Origin of the sequence: Mycobacterium deserti (genome assembly GCF_025345615.1) — a bacterium.
In the GTDB taxonomy this organism is placed as follows: domain Bacteria; phylum Actinomycetota; class Actinomycetes; order Mycobacteriales; family Mycobacteriaceae; genus Mycobacterium; species Mycobacterium deserti.
The window spans coordinates 720515-737848 of record NZ_JAODWD010000001.1 but is presented as its reverse complement, the minus strand read 5'-3'; the positions used below and the strand labels follow the sequence as shown (position 1 = coordinate 737848).

Genomic DNA, 17334 nt, shown 5'->3' with positions numbered 1-17334 from the left:
GGAACAGGGTGTCGATGACTGAGATCATGCTGCTCCGCGCGGCGGCGCCCAGCGCCGGCCGGCGGTCGCGCACCATGCTCGGTTATCTGCTGATGCCTCGGCCCAAGGATCTCGTCAAAGGGCTGCTCATACCTACCACGTACGTTCTCGGGTTGTTGAGCGCGGGCGACGTCACGGGTACGTCCTTGCTGCGGGCCGGTGTGGTGCTCTTGGCAGTAGAGCTGTTGATCTATCCCGCGCGCTATCAGTGGAACGACATCCGTGGCTTCGCGGCCGATCAGCAACACCCCGCGTCGAACGACCGCGGCCGGCTGCCCGGTCCGTTGTCCAGCGCCCGCGCGCACGTGTTCGCCAGTTGCGCGGTCATCGTCGCGCGGCTGGCCGTCACCGGCGTGCTCATCGTGTCGCTGCCAGGCCTCGATCTGGGTCCGATCCTCGGCTTCGCAACCCTCGGAGTGTTCGGAGTGGCGATCGTGTACGAGATGCTGCGCTCCGTCAGCACTGGCCGGTCCGGAGACATCCCAGCGCCTCTCTCAACGGGCATCGTCCTGTTGTGGTTGACCGCAGGAGGCGGTTACGTGGTGCGCGGTATCACGGGTTTGGCCCTTGCGGTGGAGTTGACCGCGCGGCCGACGCTGGCCGTAGCCGCGGCCATCACGCTGTGGGCCTACGGCATCGCCTTCGTCACTGGCCGATGGGCCATGGAGGCCACCGCTTTCGCGTCGGCAGTGGACGGCCGGGTGGTGTGGCATGCCCGTGCCGGTCAGGCCAGAGAGCATCTTCTCGCGCTGGTTCGGTGGTTGCCGACGCGGGTGAGCGGACAGATCGACGATCTCAAAGACTGGGCGCCGCTGCGGGAATCGACTTCCCAAGTTGCGCCCTGGCACTTGGCCGCGATCACCGCGGGTGGAGCCGCCGCAGTCACCGGCCGTCTGCTGTGCGGGCCGTGCACGGTCGGAGACGGTGTGGCGGCGACGGTGGTCGGCGCCGTGACGACCGCGGTGGTAACGGCCGGTGCCCGCTGGCGCCCACCGCTTATCCTGCTCGGCGCGGCGGGGGTGGCGGTGTCCATGGTGCTGATGGGTTCACCCCGGCCCGGGTTGGCGGTCCTGCCATGGCTACTGCTGATGGGGGCCTACCTGTTTTTCAGCACACGGACAATGCGACGGTTCGAGCGGCCCAATGCGCTGGGCGCGATCGCAGCGGGGATCGGATCCGCGGTCGGGCGTTTCGTTGTCGGTAGGGCCACATGGGAGGCGATGACCGGGCAGCAGGGTGTCAGTGTCACCGACGCGCACGCATGACGATCGATGGTCGGGATCTATTGGCGGTCGCACGCTTGGCGGCAGACGCGGGCGCCCGCGTCGCGATGGGCTGGCGTGAACGCTCGGAATCCCTTGCGATAGAGGAAAAGACCGGCCCGCGCGACCTGGTGAGCCACGCGGATCGCGATGCGGAACAGGCCATCAGAGCGGTGCTTTCGGCGTATCGACCAGATGACGCGGTGCTCGGCGAGGAAGGTGGCACACAGACCGGTACCTCAGATGTTTTGTGGGCGGTCGATCCCATCGACGGCACCACCAACTACCTCTACGGCCGTCCCGATTGGGCGGTCAGTGTTGCGGCCGTGCGGCGTTCTGATCGGCAGATCGTGGCGGGCGTGGTCGTCGAGCCGATGCTTGACAGGACGACGGTCGCCAGCGCCGGCCGCGGCACCTTCGCAGGTGATCGGCGCATGGCCGTTGAAGGCGGGAGGCCGCTGCACGAAGCCCTGGTGGAGGTAAACCTGGGGCGGGAAGACCAGCGCCCGCACAGTGGTCCGATGATCTCCGCACTGGCTCCGCGAGTACGGGATGTGCGACGGGGCGGTAGCGCTGCGTGTGCACTGGCGCAGGTCGCGACGGGGCGCGCCGATGCTGTCTGGGCACCGGGCCTGCAGCCGTGGGACTGCGCTGCAGGTGCTTTGCTGGTCGCCGAGGCAGGAGGAATCGTCGGGGACCTCGCTGGCCGGACGCCCGGCACATGGCCCCCCACCGGCGACGTGCTGGCCGCTGGGCCGCAGCTCTGGGATGCGATCCGCGACCTGTTGAGGCCTGTTTACGCAGAAGGTGTTTGAAAAACCTTCGCGGTGGTACCTATAGACGGCGTTTAGCACGAGCGCCGCCCGGGAGGCGTCACGTGAAGTCAGCGCCTCCAATCTTTGCTTGCTGGGGGACAACCATGCTGAACGTATCGCGCCTGCGACCGGACGTCGGGATTCCGCTGACAAACGCGACGCTTTCATTGCACTCGGATCGGTTGACCGTGCCGACGTACGATCGATCGGCGCTGGTGCCGGCGGTCGTGCACATCGGCGTCGGCGGGTTTCACCGCGCGCACCAGGCGATGTACCTTGACGATCTGGCTCGAAAGGGCATCTCGCAGAGTTGGGGTGTGGTTGGTGTCGGGTTGCGCCGCCGCGAGATGAAAGAGGCGCTGTCAGCGCAGGATTGCCTGTACACCGTGGTGGAGCGGGGAACCGGTGTGGAACGGGCCAGAGTGGTCGGCTCGCTGTGTGCCTACCACTACGCCGGCGACGAGGCGGCCCACGTACGCGCCGCCCTCGCAGACGAGCGAACCCGGGTCGTCACGCTCACCATCACCGGTAACGGCTACCACCTCGATCCGAAGAGTGGCGAACTCGACACCGAATGCGAAGCGATACAAACGGACTGCAGCAGCGTGGGCCAATTCCAGACTGCGTGGGGGTATCTGGCGGACGCGCTGGACAGACGGCGCCGTTCGGGCACGCCGCCATTCACGGTGTTGTCCTGTGACAACATGCCCGACAACGGCAAGGCGGCACGCACGGCGCTGGTGAGTTTCGCGCAACTACGTGATCCCCGACTTGCTCGTTGGATCGAAAACAACGTCGCGTTCCCCTCCACGATGGTCGACCGCATCACCCCCAAGACGTCGCCGGAGGATCGCGACAGCATCCAGCGTCGATTCGGCGTCGCCGACCTGTGGCCGGTGGTGACGGAGCCGTTCACCCAATGGATCGTCGAAGATCACTTCTGCAACGGCCGGCCCCAGCTGGAGGAAGTCGGGGCCGAGATGGTCAACGATGTCACCGCGCACAAATTGGTGAAGACCCGCATGCTCAACGGCGTCCACTGTGCCATCGGCTATCTGGGTTTACTCGCCGGCTACCGGCGAACTGCGGAAGCGATGGCCGATCCGCTGATCTACCGCTACGTCGAACAAATGATGCAGCACGAGATCGCCCCTCTGCTTCCGTCGGTGCCGGGCTGGAACCTTGATCAGTATCGGCGGGTCCTGATGGACCGCCTGACGAATCCTCATATCAGCGACCAGTGTTCACGACTCGCCGCTCGCGGTTCGACGAAGATGCCCGCATATCTGTTGCCGTCGCTGCACGAGGCGCGGGCTCAGCGCCGCCCTCATGCGATGCTGACCTTGGCCCTGGCGGCGTGGCTGCGGTACCTGCGTGGGTATGACTTCGCCGGCGCATCATTCACGATCGAGGATCAGCGTGCCCCCGAGTTGACGACGCTGGCCAAGCTGGGTCAGAAGAATGCGCGTCCGCTGCTCGAAATCAGGGACATCTTTGGAGATCTCGGCACCGACTCTGCGTTCGTTCACCGCGTGAGTGCTTCGCTGAGGGATATCGACGAACGCGGAGTGCGGGACACGTTGCGTCGCAACGTCTCCGGTGAGCTTGCCGATGCGGTAGCGAAATGACAGAGATGCAGGTGCATGGTGCCGAATTCGATCCGGCGCTCGTCGAAGTTCTGTTGTGTGACGCGGACGGGAACCTCTTTCCTTCCGAAGAACCGGCCTTCGATGCGTCGGTCACAGTCACCAATGCGTTCCTCCAGCGTCTTGGATTGCCGGGCAACTGGTCGGCAGAAGAACTGAGGCTCAGGACGACTGGCAAGAACTTCCGTACGACGGCGATCGACCTCGCAGTGGGCGGTGGGATTCCTGTCGAGGCGATGTTGGCGCGCGGGCACAACGATGCCGTGGTTGCGACGGAGGACGACATCATCGAAGGCACAGCGTTGACCTGTGCCGAACTCGACGACTGGGTCACGAAGGAACGAGACACCGTCACAGAGCATCTCGCCGCCACCCTCACTCCGGATGCGCGTGTGTACGGGCCTCTCGAGCGGATGGGCCTTCGGTACGCACTGGCGGCGGTGAGCTCCAGTGCTGCTGTCCGGCTGCAGGCCTGTTTCACCGCTACCGGTCTGGACGTCTTGATACCGCCCGGAGTCCGCTTCAGCGCCGAAGACTCGCTTCCCGTCCCCACCAGCAAGCCCGATCCCGCGGTTTATCGGTTCGCAGGAGATGCGCTGGGCATCGAAGGGGGCCAGGGTCTGGCCATCGAGGATTCGGTTCCAGGCGTGCTGTCAGCCGTCGGGGCGGGTTTCCCGACGGTCGGGAACGTGATGTTCGTACCGACTGCCGAGCGAGCGGCCCGCAGGTCGCAGCTCATCGAGGCGGGTGTGTGCGCAGTGATTGACGCCTGGTCGCAGCTCGATGACATGCTCAGCGCGGCTGCATCACCCGAACTCGATCGGCAGGCTCGTCGGCCCGCTTAGGCCGAGGAGCGGCTTCCAGGGGACCGATCCGGTTCGGAGCGGAGTCGGGATGCGTTCAGTGAGAATCTTCAGCGCCTCTGCGAGTTCGAGCCTCGCCAGGTTGGCGCCGAGGCAGTAGTGCACCCCTCCGCCGAACGTCAGGATGGGCGGCGGTTCGTCGCGGGTGATGTCGAAGCGTGCCGGGTCGTGGTAGACGGCGGAATCGCGGTTCGCCGCGTACGTGTTGACCAGGATGAACGTGCCGGCCGGAAAGGTGTAGGCGCCGATCGCCACGTCGGCGGTGACGCTGCGGACCGTGCTGCACATCGAGGGTGAATGCCGCATGGTCTCCTCGACCGCTCGCATCGCCAGCTCGGGCTTGTCCCGCAACAACTCCCACTGGGCAGGGTGATCGGCCAACACCTGCATCGAGGCGGCCAGCTGGCTGCGGGTGGTGTCGGTGCCTGCGACCAGGATGCTGAACGCCAACATGCGCAGCTCTGACGCGTCGAGCCGGTCGCCGTCGTCCTCGATGCGGATGAGTTCGGAGAGAAGGTCATCGGACAGCCGCCGGCGCCGATGCGCCACCATGTCGTCGATGTAGTCGTCGAATTCAGCCCACGCCTTGAGAACAACGGATTGCTCCTCGGCGAGGTTGCAGTCGAAACTGACGATCTTGAAGATGTCCTCGGCCCACCGCGAGAACTGCTGCCAGTCGTCGCGGGGCGCGCCGAGCAGTGCACAGATGATCGGGATCGGGTATGGACGAGCGATATCGGCGACGAATTCACAACGGCCCGAATCGATGACGCGGTCGATCAGCTCGTTGACCACGGTGTGGATGGTGTCATGCATACCTCCCGTTGCCCGCGGTGTGAATGCCCGCGACACCAGGCCGCGCAGACGGCGGTGTTCTTCGCCTTCCATGTTGAGGATGCTTCGGGTCACCCGGTCCCACAGCGGTCCCTCGGTGATGCCGTGTGCGGAGAGGTGGATGCCCGGCGGAATGACGAATCGCGGGTCGCGCAACACGCTCCGTGCAAGCTCGTAGGAAAGAATCTCAGGGCCAATCGGTCCCAGCGCTATCGGCGCCTGCTGCTGGGCGGCCAGGAATTGCGGATAGATGTTCTGGGGTGTGTCGGTGAAGCCGTAGTCCAGTGTGGGGAGATCGGCGTCGAAGACGCTGGGTTTGGCGCTGTCAACGGTCACGACGTCTCCTGTCGGGTGCTGCCGAACCTCAGGGGCAATGCCGGCAACGTGCAGGTTGCCGATGGCCAGGTGATCTCCGGGGTGTAGCCGGGCGCCACTTCGAACTCCGGTATCCGCGCCAGCCATTCGGCGATGAGGAGCTTCAACTCCATCCGCGCCAGGTGCGAGCCCAGGCATCGATGGGGACCACCGCCGAATCCCCAGTGTTTGTGCAGCTTTCCGTCCAGCACGACGTCGTCGGTCGATGTCGCGTCGCTGCCGTCGCGGTTGACGGCGCCCAGGCAGAGTCGGACCTGCGCCCCGGCGGGCAGGGTGACGTCCGCGACGGTCACCGGCCGGGTGGTGACCCGCCCGACGATGGGAGCGGCGGGTTCAAGGCGGATCATCTCCTCGACGAAAACGGCTATGCCGTCAGCGTTTCCCCGTAACCCGTGACGCAATTCGGGGCGCCTGGCCAGCTCCAACATGCTGGTGCCGATGGTCGACGTGACGGTGTCGAGGCCGGCGAGAACGAAAACCAGTGATAGCCCGACTGCTTCGGCGTCGGTCAGCGGTTCGTCGCCATGGAGGAGTTGCGACAGCACACCCTCCTCCGGATGCCGCCGCTGGCTCGCGACGGCGTCGGTCAGATAGGTGTACAACTCCACCGCAGGGGTCAGGTCGACCGATTCCGGGTCGGTGGTCAGGCTGAACGCGATGATCGCGTCCTTCCAGGCGATGAGCCGCTGCCTGTCCTGCAGCGGCAGACCGAACAACGTGAGGAAAACCTGCGACGGATACGGCGTGGCGAGGTCGGCTATCACCTCGCACTCGTCGCGCTCGGCGATCTTCTCGATGAGTTCGATCGCCTGTGCCTGCAGCGACGGGAGCAGCGCGCCGAGGGTCTGCGGGCTGAAGAAGGGATGCAGAATTCTGCGATAGCGGGTGTGATCGGGTGGATCGAATCCGAGGGGGACCAGCGGCACCGGACTGATCATGTCGTCGTAAGCGATTCTCGACGAAAACGTGCCCGGATCACGCAGGGCCGCAAGCACATCCTCTCGACGTGTCAGGTAGTACCAACCCTCGCCCTGCAGCACGGGCCCGAGGCCGCGCAGTTTGGCCCAACCCGCGCCGCGGTCGCGCGACATCGGCAGGTCCTCGTAGCGGACGTGCGGCAGGGCGGCGGTGGAATCGGTCATCAGACGTTGGTGGACAAGAAGGTCAGCGGAAGGCCGAACACCGACAGTTCGACCTCGTCAAGGTACGAGCCCTCACCGGAGAAGCTCTGGCGGAAACGTGTTGCGGACCCGTATCGCTCGGTCAGCGACTCGGCGGCCGATGCGTCAGGCACCTGCAGCACCACCGTGTATATGCCGTCGCCGGAGCGGTCCAGGAACTCGGTCACCGACCGGGCCACCTCGGCCGTCGAGCCGGGAATGGGACTGATCAGCTCGAGGCCGCCGTCCCAATCGAGGTACACCGTCACGCCGAGGTCGGCGAGATCCGTGCTGTCGAAACGGAAGCCGAGTTCGGTGAACATCTGCGCGACGGCTGCCTGGCGTTCGCGGGCCACCGCGAAGACGACGTGATGCAGCCGCGCCGATTTCTGACTCATCTGCGCACCAACCCCCGAGGTCGGATCAAACCGAGATCCAGGTGTGTGAGCCAGCCCGGTGCGGCGTCGCAGACGTCCGGAATCGCGTTGATGGCGCCCATCGCGGTCCAGTCGTACCCGGGATGGGTCATGGTCCCGTCGGCGCGCCTGACCCCCTGCAGCGTCAGCTCGGTCGGCGTATCTCCCTCGATGACGATCTCGTACCGGGTCTTGCCCCAATCCCATGCCGGCTCCAGCTGATCGGGACCAGCGGTCACATAGATCGCGTGGAAGACGATGAGGGGCGCTCCGTCGACCCACCCTGTCCACTCGTGCCGTTGCGCGGCTACCGTTCCCGCGGGAATCACGCCTTCGTCGTGAGGGATGTCTTCGACCGCCGTCGCGACGTCCACCTCGGCGGCGGTTACCTCGTCGATGGTAACGCCCAGCCCATCGGCGATCATGTACATCGATTGGGCGAAGAACGGCAAACCCAGACCGAGGATCGTCGGCTCGGTGAGGAACTTATCCCTATCCTTGCCGAACCCCATCCAGTCGATGTGGTCGATCGGCGCGTCCTCGAGGACGTTGACCACCTCGTACACCTGGATCGTGTCGATCCGGCTCATCACGCGGGCGAGCGTGAGCGGCAGGATGTCACCGGCGTACCCCGGATGAATGCCGCCCCCGTGGAACGACGTTCCGCCGTCGCGGCACGCAGCGCGGATTGCCTCGCCCGCATCTCGGAAGTCCGGTGACGGATGAAAGAATCCGCTGGTGGTCACGACGTTCTTGCCTGACCGCAGGAGCCGGCAGACGGTCTCGGTGTCCATGATGATCGGCGTGTAGAAGACGCAGTCGGCGTCCATGGCGACGATCTCCTTGATGTCGTTTGTCGCAACGACACCGGTCGGTGCGATGCCCGCGATCTCGCCGGCGTCCTTGCCCACCTTGTCCTTGCTGTGCACCAGCACGCCTACCAGGTCGAATACCGGGCTGCCGGCGAAGTGCCGCACGCCGACCTGTCCAACATCGCCGGTCATCCACTGGATGACGCGGTAGGTCTTCGCAGACTCAGACATTGACGACACCTCGGGGCAGTAGCAGCGGCAGGTCGTTGTAGGTCGCGATACCGGGCGGGGCCGCGACAACGGCCGGTATCGCGGTGATCGCGGGCACGGCGGTGATGGTCAGGCCGAGCAGGATGTACTCCTCGATGGTCTCGGCCACGAAGTCGGTGGGCGGTTCGAAGCTCAGCGTGGTCTTGATCGTCGGGCGCCCTTCGACGGTGACGCTGTAACCGAAATCCATTGTCCACGTGGGCCTCAGCGACTGTCCCTTGGTCCAGATCCCTCGCACCTCGACGATCTCACGGTTTCCGCGATGCCCCGTCCAGCGCACGTCGATGCCTGCCACGCATCCCTTGCCGATGAGCCAGCCGCCTGGCAGCCGAAGGTCTTCGGTGGTCTGCGCGTACTCGGCCGCACACCGCACATCGTCGAGCTCGACGCCGAGCGCGTCGGCGACGATGAGGACCGCCTCGCGGAAGATCCCCGAGCCCTGTTCTGTCACAGTGAGCAGGTCGGGGTGGTCGATGGGATAGCCGAATCCCATGATCTTCTCGGTCTCCGGTGAGTTGTAGATCGTGGTGTCGAAGGACTCGACTATCGATATCCGCTTGACCTGATCGGAGATTCCTGCCGTGACGATCGCGAACAGTTCGATGAACCCAGGGTTCAGTCCGCTGCCGAAGATCGTCGACCCGCCCCGTTCGCAAGCGGCGGCGACGCGGTCGCGTCCCGTGCCGAGGCGGTGCCCGGTGATGAACTCCGAGGTGGTCACCACGTTGATGCCTGCACTGAGAATGCGGACAAGGTCCTCGACGTCGGCGAACCTGGCGTTGTAGACGACGCAGTCGGGCTCCAGTGAGAGCAGTGCATCGACATCATCGGTGGCCTTGACGCCGAGCGGCGCGATGCCGCACAGCTCGCCGACGTCGCGGCCGATCTTGTCCGGCGACCACGCGTAGCATCCGACGAGTTCGAGTTGCGAATTCTCGACGATTGCGTGCACCGACTTCGTGCCGACATTGCCGGTGGTCCACTGCACGATTCGGTAGGTCATGTGCGTCGCGAGCCCGGGGTGAAGACCACGGGGATGGTGCGATATCCGCGGGTGATCGAGTTGCCATGGAAGGTGGCGTCGGTGCCGGGCGCCAGCGCGTAATCGGGCATTCTCGAGAGAACCTGTTCGAGGCCGACGCTGAACTCGAGGCGCGCCAGATTGGAACCGAGACAGCGGTGTACGCCCGCCCCGAAGCCGAGGTGCCGGTTCGCCTGGCGGTCGAGGACGCATAGGTCGGGGTCGGGGAACTGTGCTGCATCACGGTTGGCCGCGGCGTAGTTGACGATCACCGACTCGCCGGGGCAGAAGGCGTGCCCGCTGAGCTCTACGTCCGTGGCGACCGTGCGGGGGATTCCGTGGATTGAGCCGGCGAAGCGAACGAACTCCTCGACCGCTCGCGGTAGTATCTCGGGCTCGTCGATGAGCCGGTTGCGCTCGTCGGAATGCGTTGCGAGATAGTGAAATGCGAACGACATCGCACTCGCGGTGGTTTCGAGTCCGGCCTGCACGAGTAGCATCGCATTGGCGACGACCATCTCGAAGGGCAGCTTGTCACCCTCGATCTCGGCGTTGAGCAGTACGTCGATCATGTCGTCTCGCGGCGGTTGGGTGGTTCTGGTCGACACCGCGTCGTGCAGATGCTGATACAGCGATCCCCATGCGCCCATTCGGGTTTCGTCGGTGTCGCCGTTGAGCGCCGTGTCGGTCAACTCGATGCACAATGGGACATCGTCGATCGGCATGCCGAGCAGGTACTTGAAGAAGACGATGCCGGGCTGTCGCCATGCCACCTGCGCCAGGTCGCCGTTGCCGGCTTCGATGAACCGGTCGATCAACCGATCGGTCTCCTCGCGGATTTGCGGTCGCAGTGCCTTCATACGCGCCGGTGAAAAGTACGGGTTGAGGACCTTGCGGAAACTCTGCTGGCGAGGTGGATCCATGGTGATCACCAGATCGCCCGCAAGCTGCTCGGCGCCTTCCGGCGTCGGGTTGCTCGAGAAGTTCTGCCAGTCCTGCAGAATGCGGTAGCACTCGTCGTAGCGTGTCGCCACCCACGCGCCACCTGGGGTGGCGGACAGGAACGGCGAGTCGGTGTGGGCGAACGGCGCATCGCGCCGCATCACCGAGTAGACGTCGTACAGGAAGTCGTTGTCGGCGAAGTCGCCGTGGCGCAGGTCCCAGTTGCGCGCATGCTCCTCGAGCGATCTGGTCACGGCGACGGAGCGCCTTGCTGTTCGGCGGCCTGCCGTGCCTCACGCTCGTCGTGGAGGCGGACCAGTTCCCGGAAGCCGATCCGGTTGTACTTCGGTACTGGCTGGATGCCCCACTGGTCCTGGGCGGTGTCCTTGCCCTCGGCGCCCTCGGGCGGACCGAGCGGCGGGTAGGGCACCTTGCATTCCAACGTGTCGTCGGAATACCTGACCTTGAGCAATTCACTGCAGATCTCGGTGAGGCTGAGGGTGGGATAGCCGTAGTAGACCGCCATGAACGGCAGCGTGAACGCCCCTTCGATCACCAGCGCGACCAGACACACCAGGACGGCGCGTTTGATGTAGCGGTGCATGCGGGCGTAGTACGGCGTAGTGCCGGGCGGCAGGTCTTCCCGCTGCTCCTCGGTCGATTCTGACGTGGTCGTCATGGTTGTGCTCCTTCGAAGAGGTTCAGTCGGAGAAGATCTCGCGGTTGACCGTGTGCAGGTAGGGGATCGCGAGGAACGGCGTGATGTAGAAGATGTCGTAGAGCCACCAGCCGATGACCGGGAAGACCACACCGGCGTAGCGCACGTCGGCGTACATAGTCATGTTGAACACGTACAGGCACCAGATGAGCACCCCCATCCAGCAGGTGATGATCATCCACTGATGCCCCCAGCGCTTCATCTGCAGGAAGCCGATCGCCGCCGCGCAGCGCATCGCGAAGACGGTGAGGATCATCCCGAACACCATCGACTTCTCGCCGGGACCGGCCGCGCCGCCCACCCACGCCTCGTTGTAGTGCCAGAAGTAGCCGGCGTCGAACATGGCGCCCCAGCCGACCATCAGGACACGGTTGATCAGCGTGTGGTTGGCAACCAGGTCCAGCGCCCAGCCGAGGCTGTTGAGCATCCCGTCGATCAACACGAGATAGCCGATCAGCGTGACGATCATCGGCCGCATCGACAAACCGGCGCGCGCGGACTGGCGCTGCAGCCAGACCCCGCGCAGGAAGATGGGTAGCCCGAAGATCCCCGGTGCCCACATGCCCATTAGGCCGGCGCCGACGATCATCCACTTGTCGGCGCGACGTTGCGCCAGGCGGGATTCCTCGTGATGTTCCTCGAGGCTGATCGCGCCGCCCGAGCGCACATCCGTGCTCACAGTTCCCACCAGCCGCGGGCGAACGACATGTACAGCTGGATGCAGAACATCGTGAACAGATAGCCGTAGATCACGATCTGCAGGATGATCAGCGCCTTCTTGCGCTTCCGCTCTTTGTGATCCATCTCGACTCCTTCCCTAGGCGTCGGCGGCCAGGCTGGCCACGGCGACTTCGCGTAATCCGGCGTTGATGGCACCGTCGGTGGACAGCGGAGCGAGAATGCAGGCCTCGGCGGCCTCCAACTCGCTTGCGCCCGCGACGATCAACTGCGCAGCGGTGACGAGCACGCGGGTCGACGGCGGCTCGAAGTGGAACGCCTCGTCGGCGGTGCGGATCGCCGTGGCACACTGAACGAGCCGGGCGGCGGTTGCAGGTTCGACGCCCGCTTCGGTCACGATCACCTCGGTTTCGCGCTCGGGGGCCAGATATTTCATGGGCAATGTCACGAAGCGTTGCCGCAGTGACGGTTTGAGTTCTTTGAGCGAACTGCGATAGGCCGGGTTGTAGGAGCACACCAGCATGAAGGTGTCCGGCGCCTGCACCACCTCACCGGCCCGGTCCAGATACAGCGCGCGGCGGTGGTCGGTCAGTGAGTGGAGGATGGCCAGTGAGTCGTGGCGCGCTTCTACCACCTCGTCGAGATAACAGATCGCGCCGGCCTTCACGGCCCGGGTGAGCGGGCCGTCGGTCCACACGACGTCGCCGCCTGTGACCATGAAGCGGCCGACCAAGTCGGAACTCGTGAGGTCGTCGTGGCAACTGATCGTCACGACGGGCCGGTTCAACAGGATTCCCATGTGTTCGACCAGGCGCGTCTTGCCGCATCCCGTCGGGCCGGTGAGCATGACCGGCAGCCGTTGCCGGTAGGCCTGCTCGAACAGGCGGACTTCGTTGGCATTCGCGTAGTAGTCAGTGGTGATTATTCGCGCGCAAGCATCGCTCATGCGGCCACCAGCTCTCGATGTACGTGGGCAAGCACTCGGGGAAGCTCCTCGACTCGTCGGATGCGTTGTGAGCGGCGGGGTCCGAAAACCTCCGGCAGCGGGTCGACGCGGGTCGGCCCGACGCCGACGTAGTAGATGCGCACCCCGGCGTCATTGGCCTCCTCGACGGCGTGCGCCGCGTCGGCCCAGGCGTAGCGGCCCTCGTACCCCTCGTCGGATATCAGGCCGTCACCGATCACGATGAGCAGTCGGCGTTCGGACGGTTGCGCCAGCAGCCGACTGGTCAAGTGGCGCAATGGTGCGCCGAGGCGGGTGTATCCGCCGGTCGACAGACCGAGGCGGCTGGGCGGGACGAAACGCCGGTCCTCGAAGTCCTTGAGGCAGTTGACTTCGACACGATGGCGGGTGTTCCCGGTGAACACGAAGATGCCGTGGCGTTCCCGCGCCAGGGTCATCGCCCGGGAAAGCGCGTCGGCGCAGGCTAATTCGAGCTTGAAGATGCGCCCGCCGTGTACCCCGAGCGACGAGCTGCCGTCGAGCAGCAGGGCCGTCGTGACGTCGCGGCTGCTGGGCAGCAGCTCACGGAACACCCGCGGCTCGACGGCCTCACCGGTGGTCAGGTCGATGTAGTGCCGGACGTACTGCTCGACGTCGAGGTCGGAGCCGTCCTCCAGGCGGTTCTTCATCGCGCGGTGGGTGTGCTCGGAGAACCATTTCCGGAGTTCGGGTGACACCGGTTCCGGGGCGCGGCCGTGCCTGGCGTGCGCGCGCTCGAGGACTGCGACATGGTTCGGCATGAATGTCTCGGTCCACGCGTTCCACTCCGGATAGGGGATCCCCGGCCGGTGGTCGGGCGTGATGTCGAGGTCGTTGTCCTGCGGCCTGCTGGGTGGCGGCAGGTTGGGGTTGCGGATACCGCCGTCGCCGCCGACGGGGATGGAGTAGGGCCGGGGCAGCCGCTTCTGTGTGGTGGTCCAGGGCATCCGGCCCAACGTCCGGCGCAGCTTGTCGGCCACCGTCCGCGGGTTGGTGTACGCCATTGGCAGCCTGCCGAGCAGCGGCGGGACGGACAGTGGTTGGCCGGACCGTGCCAGCTCGATGGCCCGGTCGAGCATCGCCGACGCGTCGAGGTCGGAGGGCAGCGCGTCGACATCACCGAGCGTGCGGCTGATCTCGGGCAGCAGACCCGGCCAGCGGCAGGCGATCCACCCGAGCGCGACGCCGGCCTCAACCAGGGTCAGCGCACGCAGTTCTCGGGTTGACAGTTCGTTGAGCCGGTATTCGACGACGCGTTCCTTCGACGGCGAACACTGCAACGCCACACCGCAAGTCAGCGTCGACCGGGTCCAGTCCGGTCGCGCCGGATAGGGCACGTGCACGTAGTCCAGCGACGCGGTCAGACCGAACGCACGATGCTCCCCGGTGACCAGGCGGACGCCTTCGCGCCGCCGGTCGCTGAACGCGACCGCCGTCACCGCGCAGCTGCGCTCGACAGTCATCGCGTGGGTGTCGGAGAGCTCTGTCATCGCGGCTCAGAACGTTCCGATGTTGGAGAACATCCAGTACCAGAACCAGATGATGAGCCCGGTTCCGCCCCAGGCGGCGACGTATCGGAGGATCTCCCAGATCCAGTCCATCAGTGCGACCTCCTCGATATCGGGTTCATCGGACCTCCAGCCCGCGCACGGCGGAGTCGACCAGCTTGGTCAGCATCGTGGTGCGGGTGTCGGGGTGGTCGGTGGTGGTGAGCACGCCGTAGATGCCGAGCAGGAAGAACGTCGCGCTGTAGAAGGCGTCGACTTCCGGGTGGACGTCACCGTGCACGCGCGCCCGCTCGATCTCGCGCACGAGCAGCACGATGACGGGGTGGTCGGTCCACTCGTCCCGGTGTGGCCGGGTCGGAGAGAAGTGTTGTGCGAGCAGTTCCTTGAACAGCAGCGGACCGAACCTGGACTCCAACCCCGTCACCAGGTGGACGACTTCGGTGAGCAAGGCACACAGGTCGCGCGGCGTGTCGAGGTACTGCGCGAATTCCTCTGCGATGCGCGCTTCTTCGCGTGACTCGAGCTCGATCAGCACGTGTTCCTTGCTGGGGAAGTGGAAGAAGAAGGTGCCGTGTGCCACCTTCGCCGCGGTCACGATGGCGCCGACGTCGGCACCGGTCATCCCAGCCCGGCTGAACTCGGCGATCGCCGCGGCGAGTATCCGTTCCCGCGTCTGCTGCCGGCGCACCTCGCGCGCAGACACCCCCACCTGAGCCGTCATGATGCATTCTTTCTATCCGACTTACTGACCTAAGTCAATGAGTTGAGTCAGTCGGAGAAGATCTCGCGGTTCACCGTGTGCAGATAGGGGATCGCGAGGAACGGCGTGATGTAGAAGATGTCGTACAACCACCAACCGACCACGGGGAAGATGGTCCCGGCGTAGCGCACGTCGGCGTACATAGTCATGTTGAACACGTAGAGGCACCAGATGAGCACCCCCATCCAGCAGGTGATGATCATCCACTGATGGCCCCAGCGCTTCATCTGTAGGAAGCCGATCGCCGCCGCGATCCGCATCGTGAAGACGGTGAGGATCATCCCCACTTCCATGGCCTTCTCGCCGGGGCCGGCCGCGCCGCCCAGCCACAACTCGTTGTAGTGCCAGAAGTAGCCGGCGTCGAACATCGCGCCCCAGCCGTTCAACAGGATTCGCGCCAGGATGGTGTGGTTGGCCACGAGGTCGAGCGCCCATCCGACGGTGTTGATGGCGGCGTCAATGATGACCAGATAGCCGATCAGGGTGACGATCATCGGGCGCACGGACAGCCCCTCGCGCTGCGCGTTGCGCAGTAACCACACGCCGCGCAGGAACAGCGGCAGGCCGAAGACCCCCAGTGCCGCGGTGCCGATGAGCAGGCTGCCCGAGATCAGCCACTTGTCGGCCTGCCGTTGCGCCAGCCGCGAGCGCTCCATGTGGTCGTCGAGTCCGCCCCCGGCGGGGACGAATGCGGGCAGAGTCAAGGCACCCTCCTGGGATCGGCACCTCAGAGCATGGCAGTGACACTGACCTAAGTCAACGAAGTCAGCGTGATTCGATACCGCGCAGCGTCCGCGTCACGTAGTCGTCGAGCATGGCACTCTGCGTCGGCCAATCGTGCGTGGTGGTCAACAGGGCGTACAGGCCGAGCAGGAAGAAGACCGCGCTGTTCATCGGATGCACGTCGGCGTCGACGTCACCGCGCTGCTGCGCCCCCTCGATCTTGAGGGCGACTTCGACGATTACCGGGTGTTCGGTGCTCTCGTCGACGGGTCGTGTCTGCGAGAAGTGCAGGGCGAGGAAGTCCTTGAACAGGACGGACCCGAGACGCCGCTCGAGTCCCAGGATCAGTCGAACCGCCTCGTGCAGAATTGAATCGAGTCCGTCCAACGACGCCGCGGACCGCTTCAACTGCTTGGCGATGCGTTCCTCTTCTCGGCGCTCCAGTTCGAGCAGCACGTGCTCCTTGGTGGGGAAGTGGAAGAAGAACGTGCCGTGGGCGACTCCTGCCGCGGTCACAATGGCGCCTACGTCGGCTGCCGCGAGACCAGATCGCTTGAACTCGGCGATCGCCGCCCCCATCAGCCGTTCCCGCGTCTGCAAACGCTTGGTCTCACGCGCCGACGGCTTGTCCACCACTGCCATGTACCCACGATAGCTGGATTGCCGACACCGAGTGTGGTTGACTGCGGTCAGTAAGAGCAGAGGAGACTTATGGCGCTGGAACAGTTCAACCTCGACGGTCAGGTCGCCATCGTCACCGGCGCGGGAAAGGGTGTCGGCCAAGGCATTGCGCGAGTTCTCGCCGAGGCGGGCGCCACGGTCGTCGGCACCGCGCGCACCGAGTCCGACATCGTCGCGACCATCGAGGGCATCGAGAAGGCGGGCGGCAAGGGACGGGCGGTGGTCGCCGATGCGATGAGCCGCCCTGACGGCGAGCGTGTCGTCGGCACCGCGATGGCCGAGTTCGGCCGCATCGACATCCTCGTCAACAACGTCGGTGGCTCCACATACGCACGCTTCCTCGACATCACCGACGAAGACTTCCGGCACACGTTCGACTGGTGTGTCACATCGGCGTTCATCATGAGTCAGCTCGCGGCTCCTCACATGATCGAGGCCGGTCACGGGTCGATCGTCAACATCTCGTCGGGGTCCGCCCGGTTCGGCATCCGGGCGCTGACCGCCTACTGCACCGCCAAGGGCGGACTCGAGGCGCTCACCAGGGCCATGGCCCAGGAACTCGCGCCGAAGATCCGCGTCAACGCGATCGCCCTCGGCTCGTTCGCCACCGATGGCCTGCAAAGCAGCCTCGACATGTTGCCTGGATCGCTGGAGAAGATGAACGAAGCCACACCGCTGCACCGGCTCGGCGACGTCGAGGACCTCGGGCGGCTGTGTGTCTACCTGTCCACCCCCGGCTGCTACGCCACGAATGCCATCTTCCACGTCGACGGCGGTATCGACTCGAACAACTCGCCGCTGCCGATCCCCGACTACTGACGAGGACAAC

Annotated in this window: 19 protein-coding genes; 5 read left to right on the top strand and 14 right to left on the bottom strand. The window is 65.2% G+C overall.

The window, feature by feature from the left end; all coding sequences use genetic code 11:
- Nucleotides 1–14: 14 nt before the first annotated feature.
- The 4 genes from N4S67_RS03685 to N4S67_RS03670 are packed head-to-tail and all read left to right on the top strand — an operon-like array spanning nt 15 to nt 4607.
- Nucleotides 15–1304, top strand: a complete 1290-nt coding sequence (locus tag N4S67_RS03685) for a hypothetical protein (protein ID WP_260991562.1) — start codon at nt 15–17, stop codon at nt 1302–1304.
- Nucleotides 1301–2116, top strand: a complete 816-nt coding sequence (locus tag N4S67_RS03680; RefSeq protein WP_260991561.1) for an inositol monophosphatase family protein — start codon at nt 1301–1303, stop codon at nt 2114–2116. The genes N4S67_RS03685 and N4S67_RS03680 overlap by 4 nt, the downstream gene beginning before the upstream one ends.
- Nucleotides 2023–3744: a mannitol dehydrogenase family protein gene (locus N4S67_RS03675; RefSeq protein WP_260991560.1), complete on the top strand. Its 1722-nt coding sequence runs from the start codon at nt 2023–2025 to the stop codon at nt 3742–3744. The genes N4S67_RS03680 and N4S67_RS03675 overlap by 94 nt, the downstream gene beginning before the upstream one ends.
- Entirely contained in the window at nt 3741–4607 is an 867-nt protein-coding gene (locus tag N4S67_RS03670; protein ID WP_260991559.1) for an HAD family phosphatase, read from the top strand. Before N4S67_RS03675 ends, N4S67_RS03670 begins: the two co-directional genes overlap by 4 nt.
- Here the strand turns inward: N4S67_RS03670 and N4S67_RS03665 are convergent.
- From N4S67_RS03665 to N4S67_RS03600, 14 genes are all read right to left on the bottom strand, one after another.
- Nucleotides 4569–5795 carry a cytochrome P450 gene (locus N4S67_RS03665; RefSeq protein ID WP_260991558.1) on the bottom strand — a complete coding sequence of 409 codons (1227 nt, stop codon included), beginning with the start codon at nt 5793–5795 and terminating at the stop codon, nt 4569–4571. The two genes, N4S67_RS03670 and N4S67_RS03665, sit on opposite strands and share 39 nt — an antisense overlap.
- Nucleotides 5792–6976: a cytochrome P450 gene (locus N4S67_RS03660; RefSeq protein WP_260991557.1), complete on the bottom strand. Its 1185-nt coding sequence runs from the start codon at nt 6974–6976 to the stop codon at nt 5792–5794. Before N4S67_RS03660 ends, N4S67_RS03665 begins: the two co-directional genes overlap by 4 nt.
- Entirely contained in the window at nt 6976–7392 is a 417-nt protein-coding gene (locus tag N4S67_RS03655) for a VOC family protein (RefSeq protein WP_260991556.1), read from the bottom strand. Before N4S67_RS03655 ends, N4S67_RS03660 begins: the two co-directional genes overlap by 1 nt.
- A complete protein-coding gene (locus N4S67_RS03650; RefSeq protein ID WP_260991555.1) occupies nt 7389–8453 on the bottom strand; it encodes an NAD(P)H-dependent amine dehydrogenase family protein in 1065 nt (354 codons plus the stop codon). Before N4S67_RS03650 ends, N4S67_RS03655 begins: the two co-directional genes overlap by 4 nt.
- Complete coding sequence (locus N4S67_RS03645; RefSeq protein ID WP_260991554.1) at nt 8446–9495, bottom strand: NAD(P)H-dependent amine dehydrogenase family protein; 1050 nt, start codon at nt 9493–9495, stop codon at nt 8446–8448. The genes N4S67_RS03650 and N4S67_RS03645 overlap by 8 nt, the downstream gene beginning before the upstream one ends.
- Nucleotides 9492–10709 (bottom strand): cytochrome P450, encoded by a 1218-nt coding sequence (locus N4S67_RS03640; protein ID WP_260991553.1) that lies wholly within the window; start codon nt 10707–10709, stop codon nt 9492–9494. Before N4S67_RS03640 ends, N4S67_RS03645 begins: the two co-directional genes overlap by 4 nt.
- Complete coding sequence (locus tag N4S67_RS03635) at nt 10706–11134, bottom strand: hypothetical protein (protein WP_260991552.1); 429 nt, start codon at nt 11132–11134, stop codon at nt 10706–10708. The genes N4S67_RS03640 and N4S67_RS03635 overlap by 4 nt, the downstream gene beginning before the upstream one ends.
- A 22-nt stretch (nt 11135–11156) precedes the next feature.
- Nucleotides 11157–11852 (bottom strand): hypothetical protein, encoded by a 696-nt coding sequence (locus N4S67_RS03630; protein ID WP_260991551.1) that lies wholly within the window; start codon nt 11850–11852, stop codon nt 11157–11159.
- A complete protein-coding gene (locus tag N4S67_RS03625; protein ID WP_260991550.1) occupies nt 11849–11977 on the bottom strand; it encodes a hypothetical protein in 129 nt (42 codons plus the stop codon). Before N4S67_RS03625 ends, N4S67_RS03630 begins: the two co-directional genes overlap by 4 nt.
- A gap of 13 nt (nt 11978–11990) precedes the next feature.
- A complete protein-coding gene (locus tag N4S67_RS03620) occupies nt 11991–12773 on the bottom strand; it encodes a CbbQ/NirQ/NorQ/GpvN family protein (protein ID WP_260992039.1) in 783 nt (260 codons plus the stop codon).
- 20 nt (nt 12774–12793) lie between these two features.
- Nucleotides 12794–14323 carry a nitric oxide reductase activation protein NorD gene (locus N4S67_RS03615; protein ID WP_260991549.1) on the bottom strand — a complete coding sequence of 510 codons (1530 nt, stop codon included), beginning with the start codon at nt 14321–14323 and terminating at the stop codon, nt 12794–12796.
- A 136-nt stretch (nt 14324–14459) separates the two neighbouring features.
- Nucleotides 14460–15062 (bottom strand): TetR/AcrR family transcriptional regulator, encoded by a 603-nt coding sequence (locus N4S67_RS03610; RefSeq protein ID WP_260991548.1) that lies wholly within the window; start codon nt 15060–15062, stop codon nt 14460–14462.
- Nucleotides 15063–15109: 47 nt separating this feature from the next.
- Complete coding sequence (locus N4S67_RS03605; protein WP_260992038.1) at nt 15110–15757, bottom strand: hypothetical protein; 648 nt, start codon at nt 15755–15757, stop codon at nt 15110–15112.
- Between the two features lie 109 nt (nt 15758–15866).
- Nucleotides 15867–16466 (bottom strand): TetR/AcrR family transcriptional regulator, encoded by a 600-nt coding sequence (locus N4S67_RS03600; protein ID WP_260991547.1) that lies wholly within the window; start codon nt 16464–16466, stop codon nt 15867–15869.
- 69 nt (nt 16467–16535) lie between these two features.
- On the opposite strand from N4S67_RS03600, the gene N4S67_RS03595 reads away from it, so the two are divergent.
- Nucleotides 16536–17324 (top strand): SDR family NAD(P)-dependent oxidoreductase, encoded by a 789-nt coding sequence (locus N4S67_RS03595; protein WP_260991546.1) that lies wholly within the window; start codon nt 16536–16538, stop codon nt 17322–17324.
- Nucleotides 17325–17334 lie beyond the last annotated feature (10 nt).

Coding starts and splice junctions, on each gene's coding strand:
- N4S67_RS03615 (WP_260991549.1), bottom strand. CDS start 14,323: ATGACAGAGCTCTCCGACACCCACGCGATGACTGTCGAGCGCAGCTGC.
- N4S67_RS03660 (WP_260991557.1), bottom strand. CDS start 6,976: ATGACCGATTCCACCGCCGCCCTGCCGCACGTCCGCTACGAGGACCTG.
- N4S67_RS03610 (WP_260991548.1), bottom strand. CDS start 15,062: ATGACGGCTCAGGTGGGGGTGTCTGCGCGCGAGGTGCGCCGGCAGCAG.
- N4S67_RS03650 (WP_260991555.1), bottom strand. CDS start 8,453: ATGTCTGAGTCTGCGAAGACCTACCGCGTCATCCAGTGGATGACCGGC.
- N4S67_RS03635 (WP_260991552.1), bottom strand. CDS start 11,134: ATGACGACCACGTCAGAATCGACCGAGGAGCAGCGGGAAGACCTGCCG.
- N4S67_RS03595 (WP_260991546.1), top strand. CDS start 16,536: ATGGCGCTGGAACAGTTCAACCTCGACGGTCAGGTCGCCATCGTCACC.
- N4S67_RS03600 (WP_260991547.1), bottom strand. CDS start 16,466: ATGGCAGTGGTGGACAAGCCGTCGGCGCGTGAGACCAAGCGTTTGCAG.
- N4S67_RS03685 (WP_260991562.1), top strand. CDS start 15: ATGACTGAGATCATGCTGCTCCGCGCGGCGGCGCCCAGCGCCGGCCGG.
- N4S67_RS03670 (WP_260991559.1), top strand. CDS start 3,741: ATGACAGAGATGCAGGTGCATGGTGCCGAATTCGATCCGGCGCTCGTC.
- N4S67_RS03625 (WP_260991550.1), bottom strand. CDS start 11,977: ATGGATCACAAAGAGCGGAAGCGCAAGAAGGCGCTGATCATCCTGCAG.
- N4S67_RS03680 (WP_260991561.1), top strand. CDS start 1,301: ATGACGATCGATGGTCGGGATCTATTGGCGGTCGCACGCTTGGCGGCA.
- N4S67_RS03605 (WP_260992038.1), bottom strand. CDS start 15,757: ATGGAGCGCTCGCGGCTGGCGCAACGGCAGGCCGACAAGTGGCTGATC.
- N4S67_RS03655 (WP_260991556.1), bottom strand. CDS start 7,392: ATGAGTCAGAAATCGGCGCGGCTGCATCACGTCGTCTTCGCGGTGGCC.
- N4S67_RS03645 (WP_260991554.1), bottom strand. CDS start 9,495: ATGACCTACCGAATCGTGCAGTGGACCACCGGCAATGTCGGCACGAAG.
- N4S67_RS03675 (WP_260991560.1), top strand. CDS start 2,023: ATGGCCCCCCACCGGCGACGTGCTGGCCGCTGGGCCGCAGCTCTGGGA.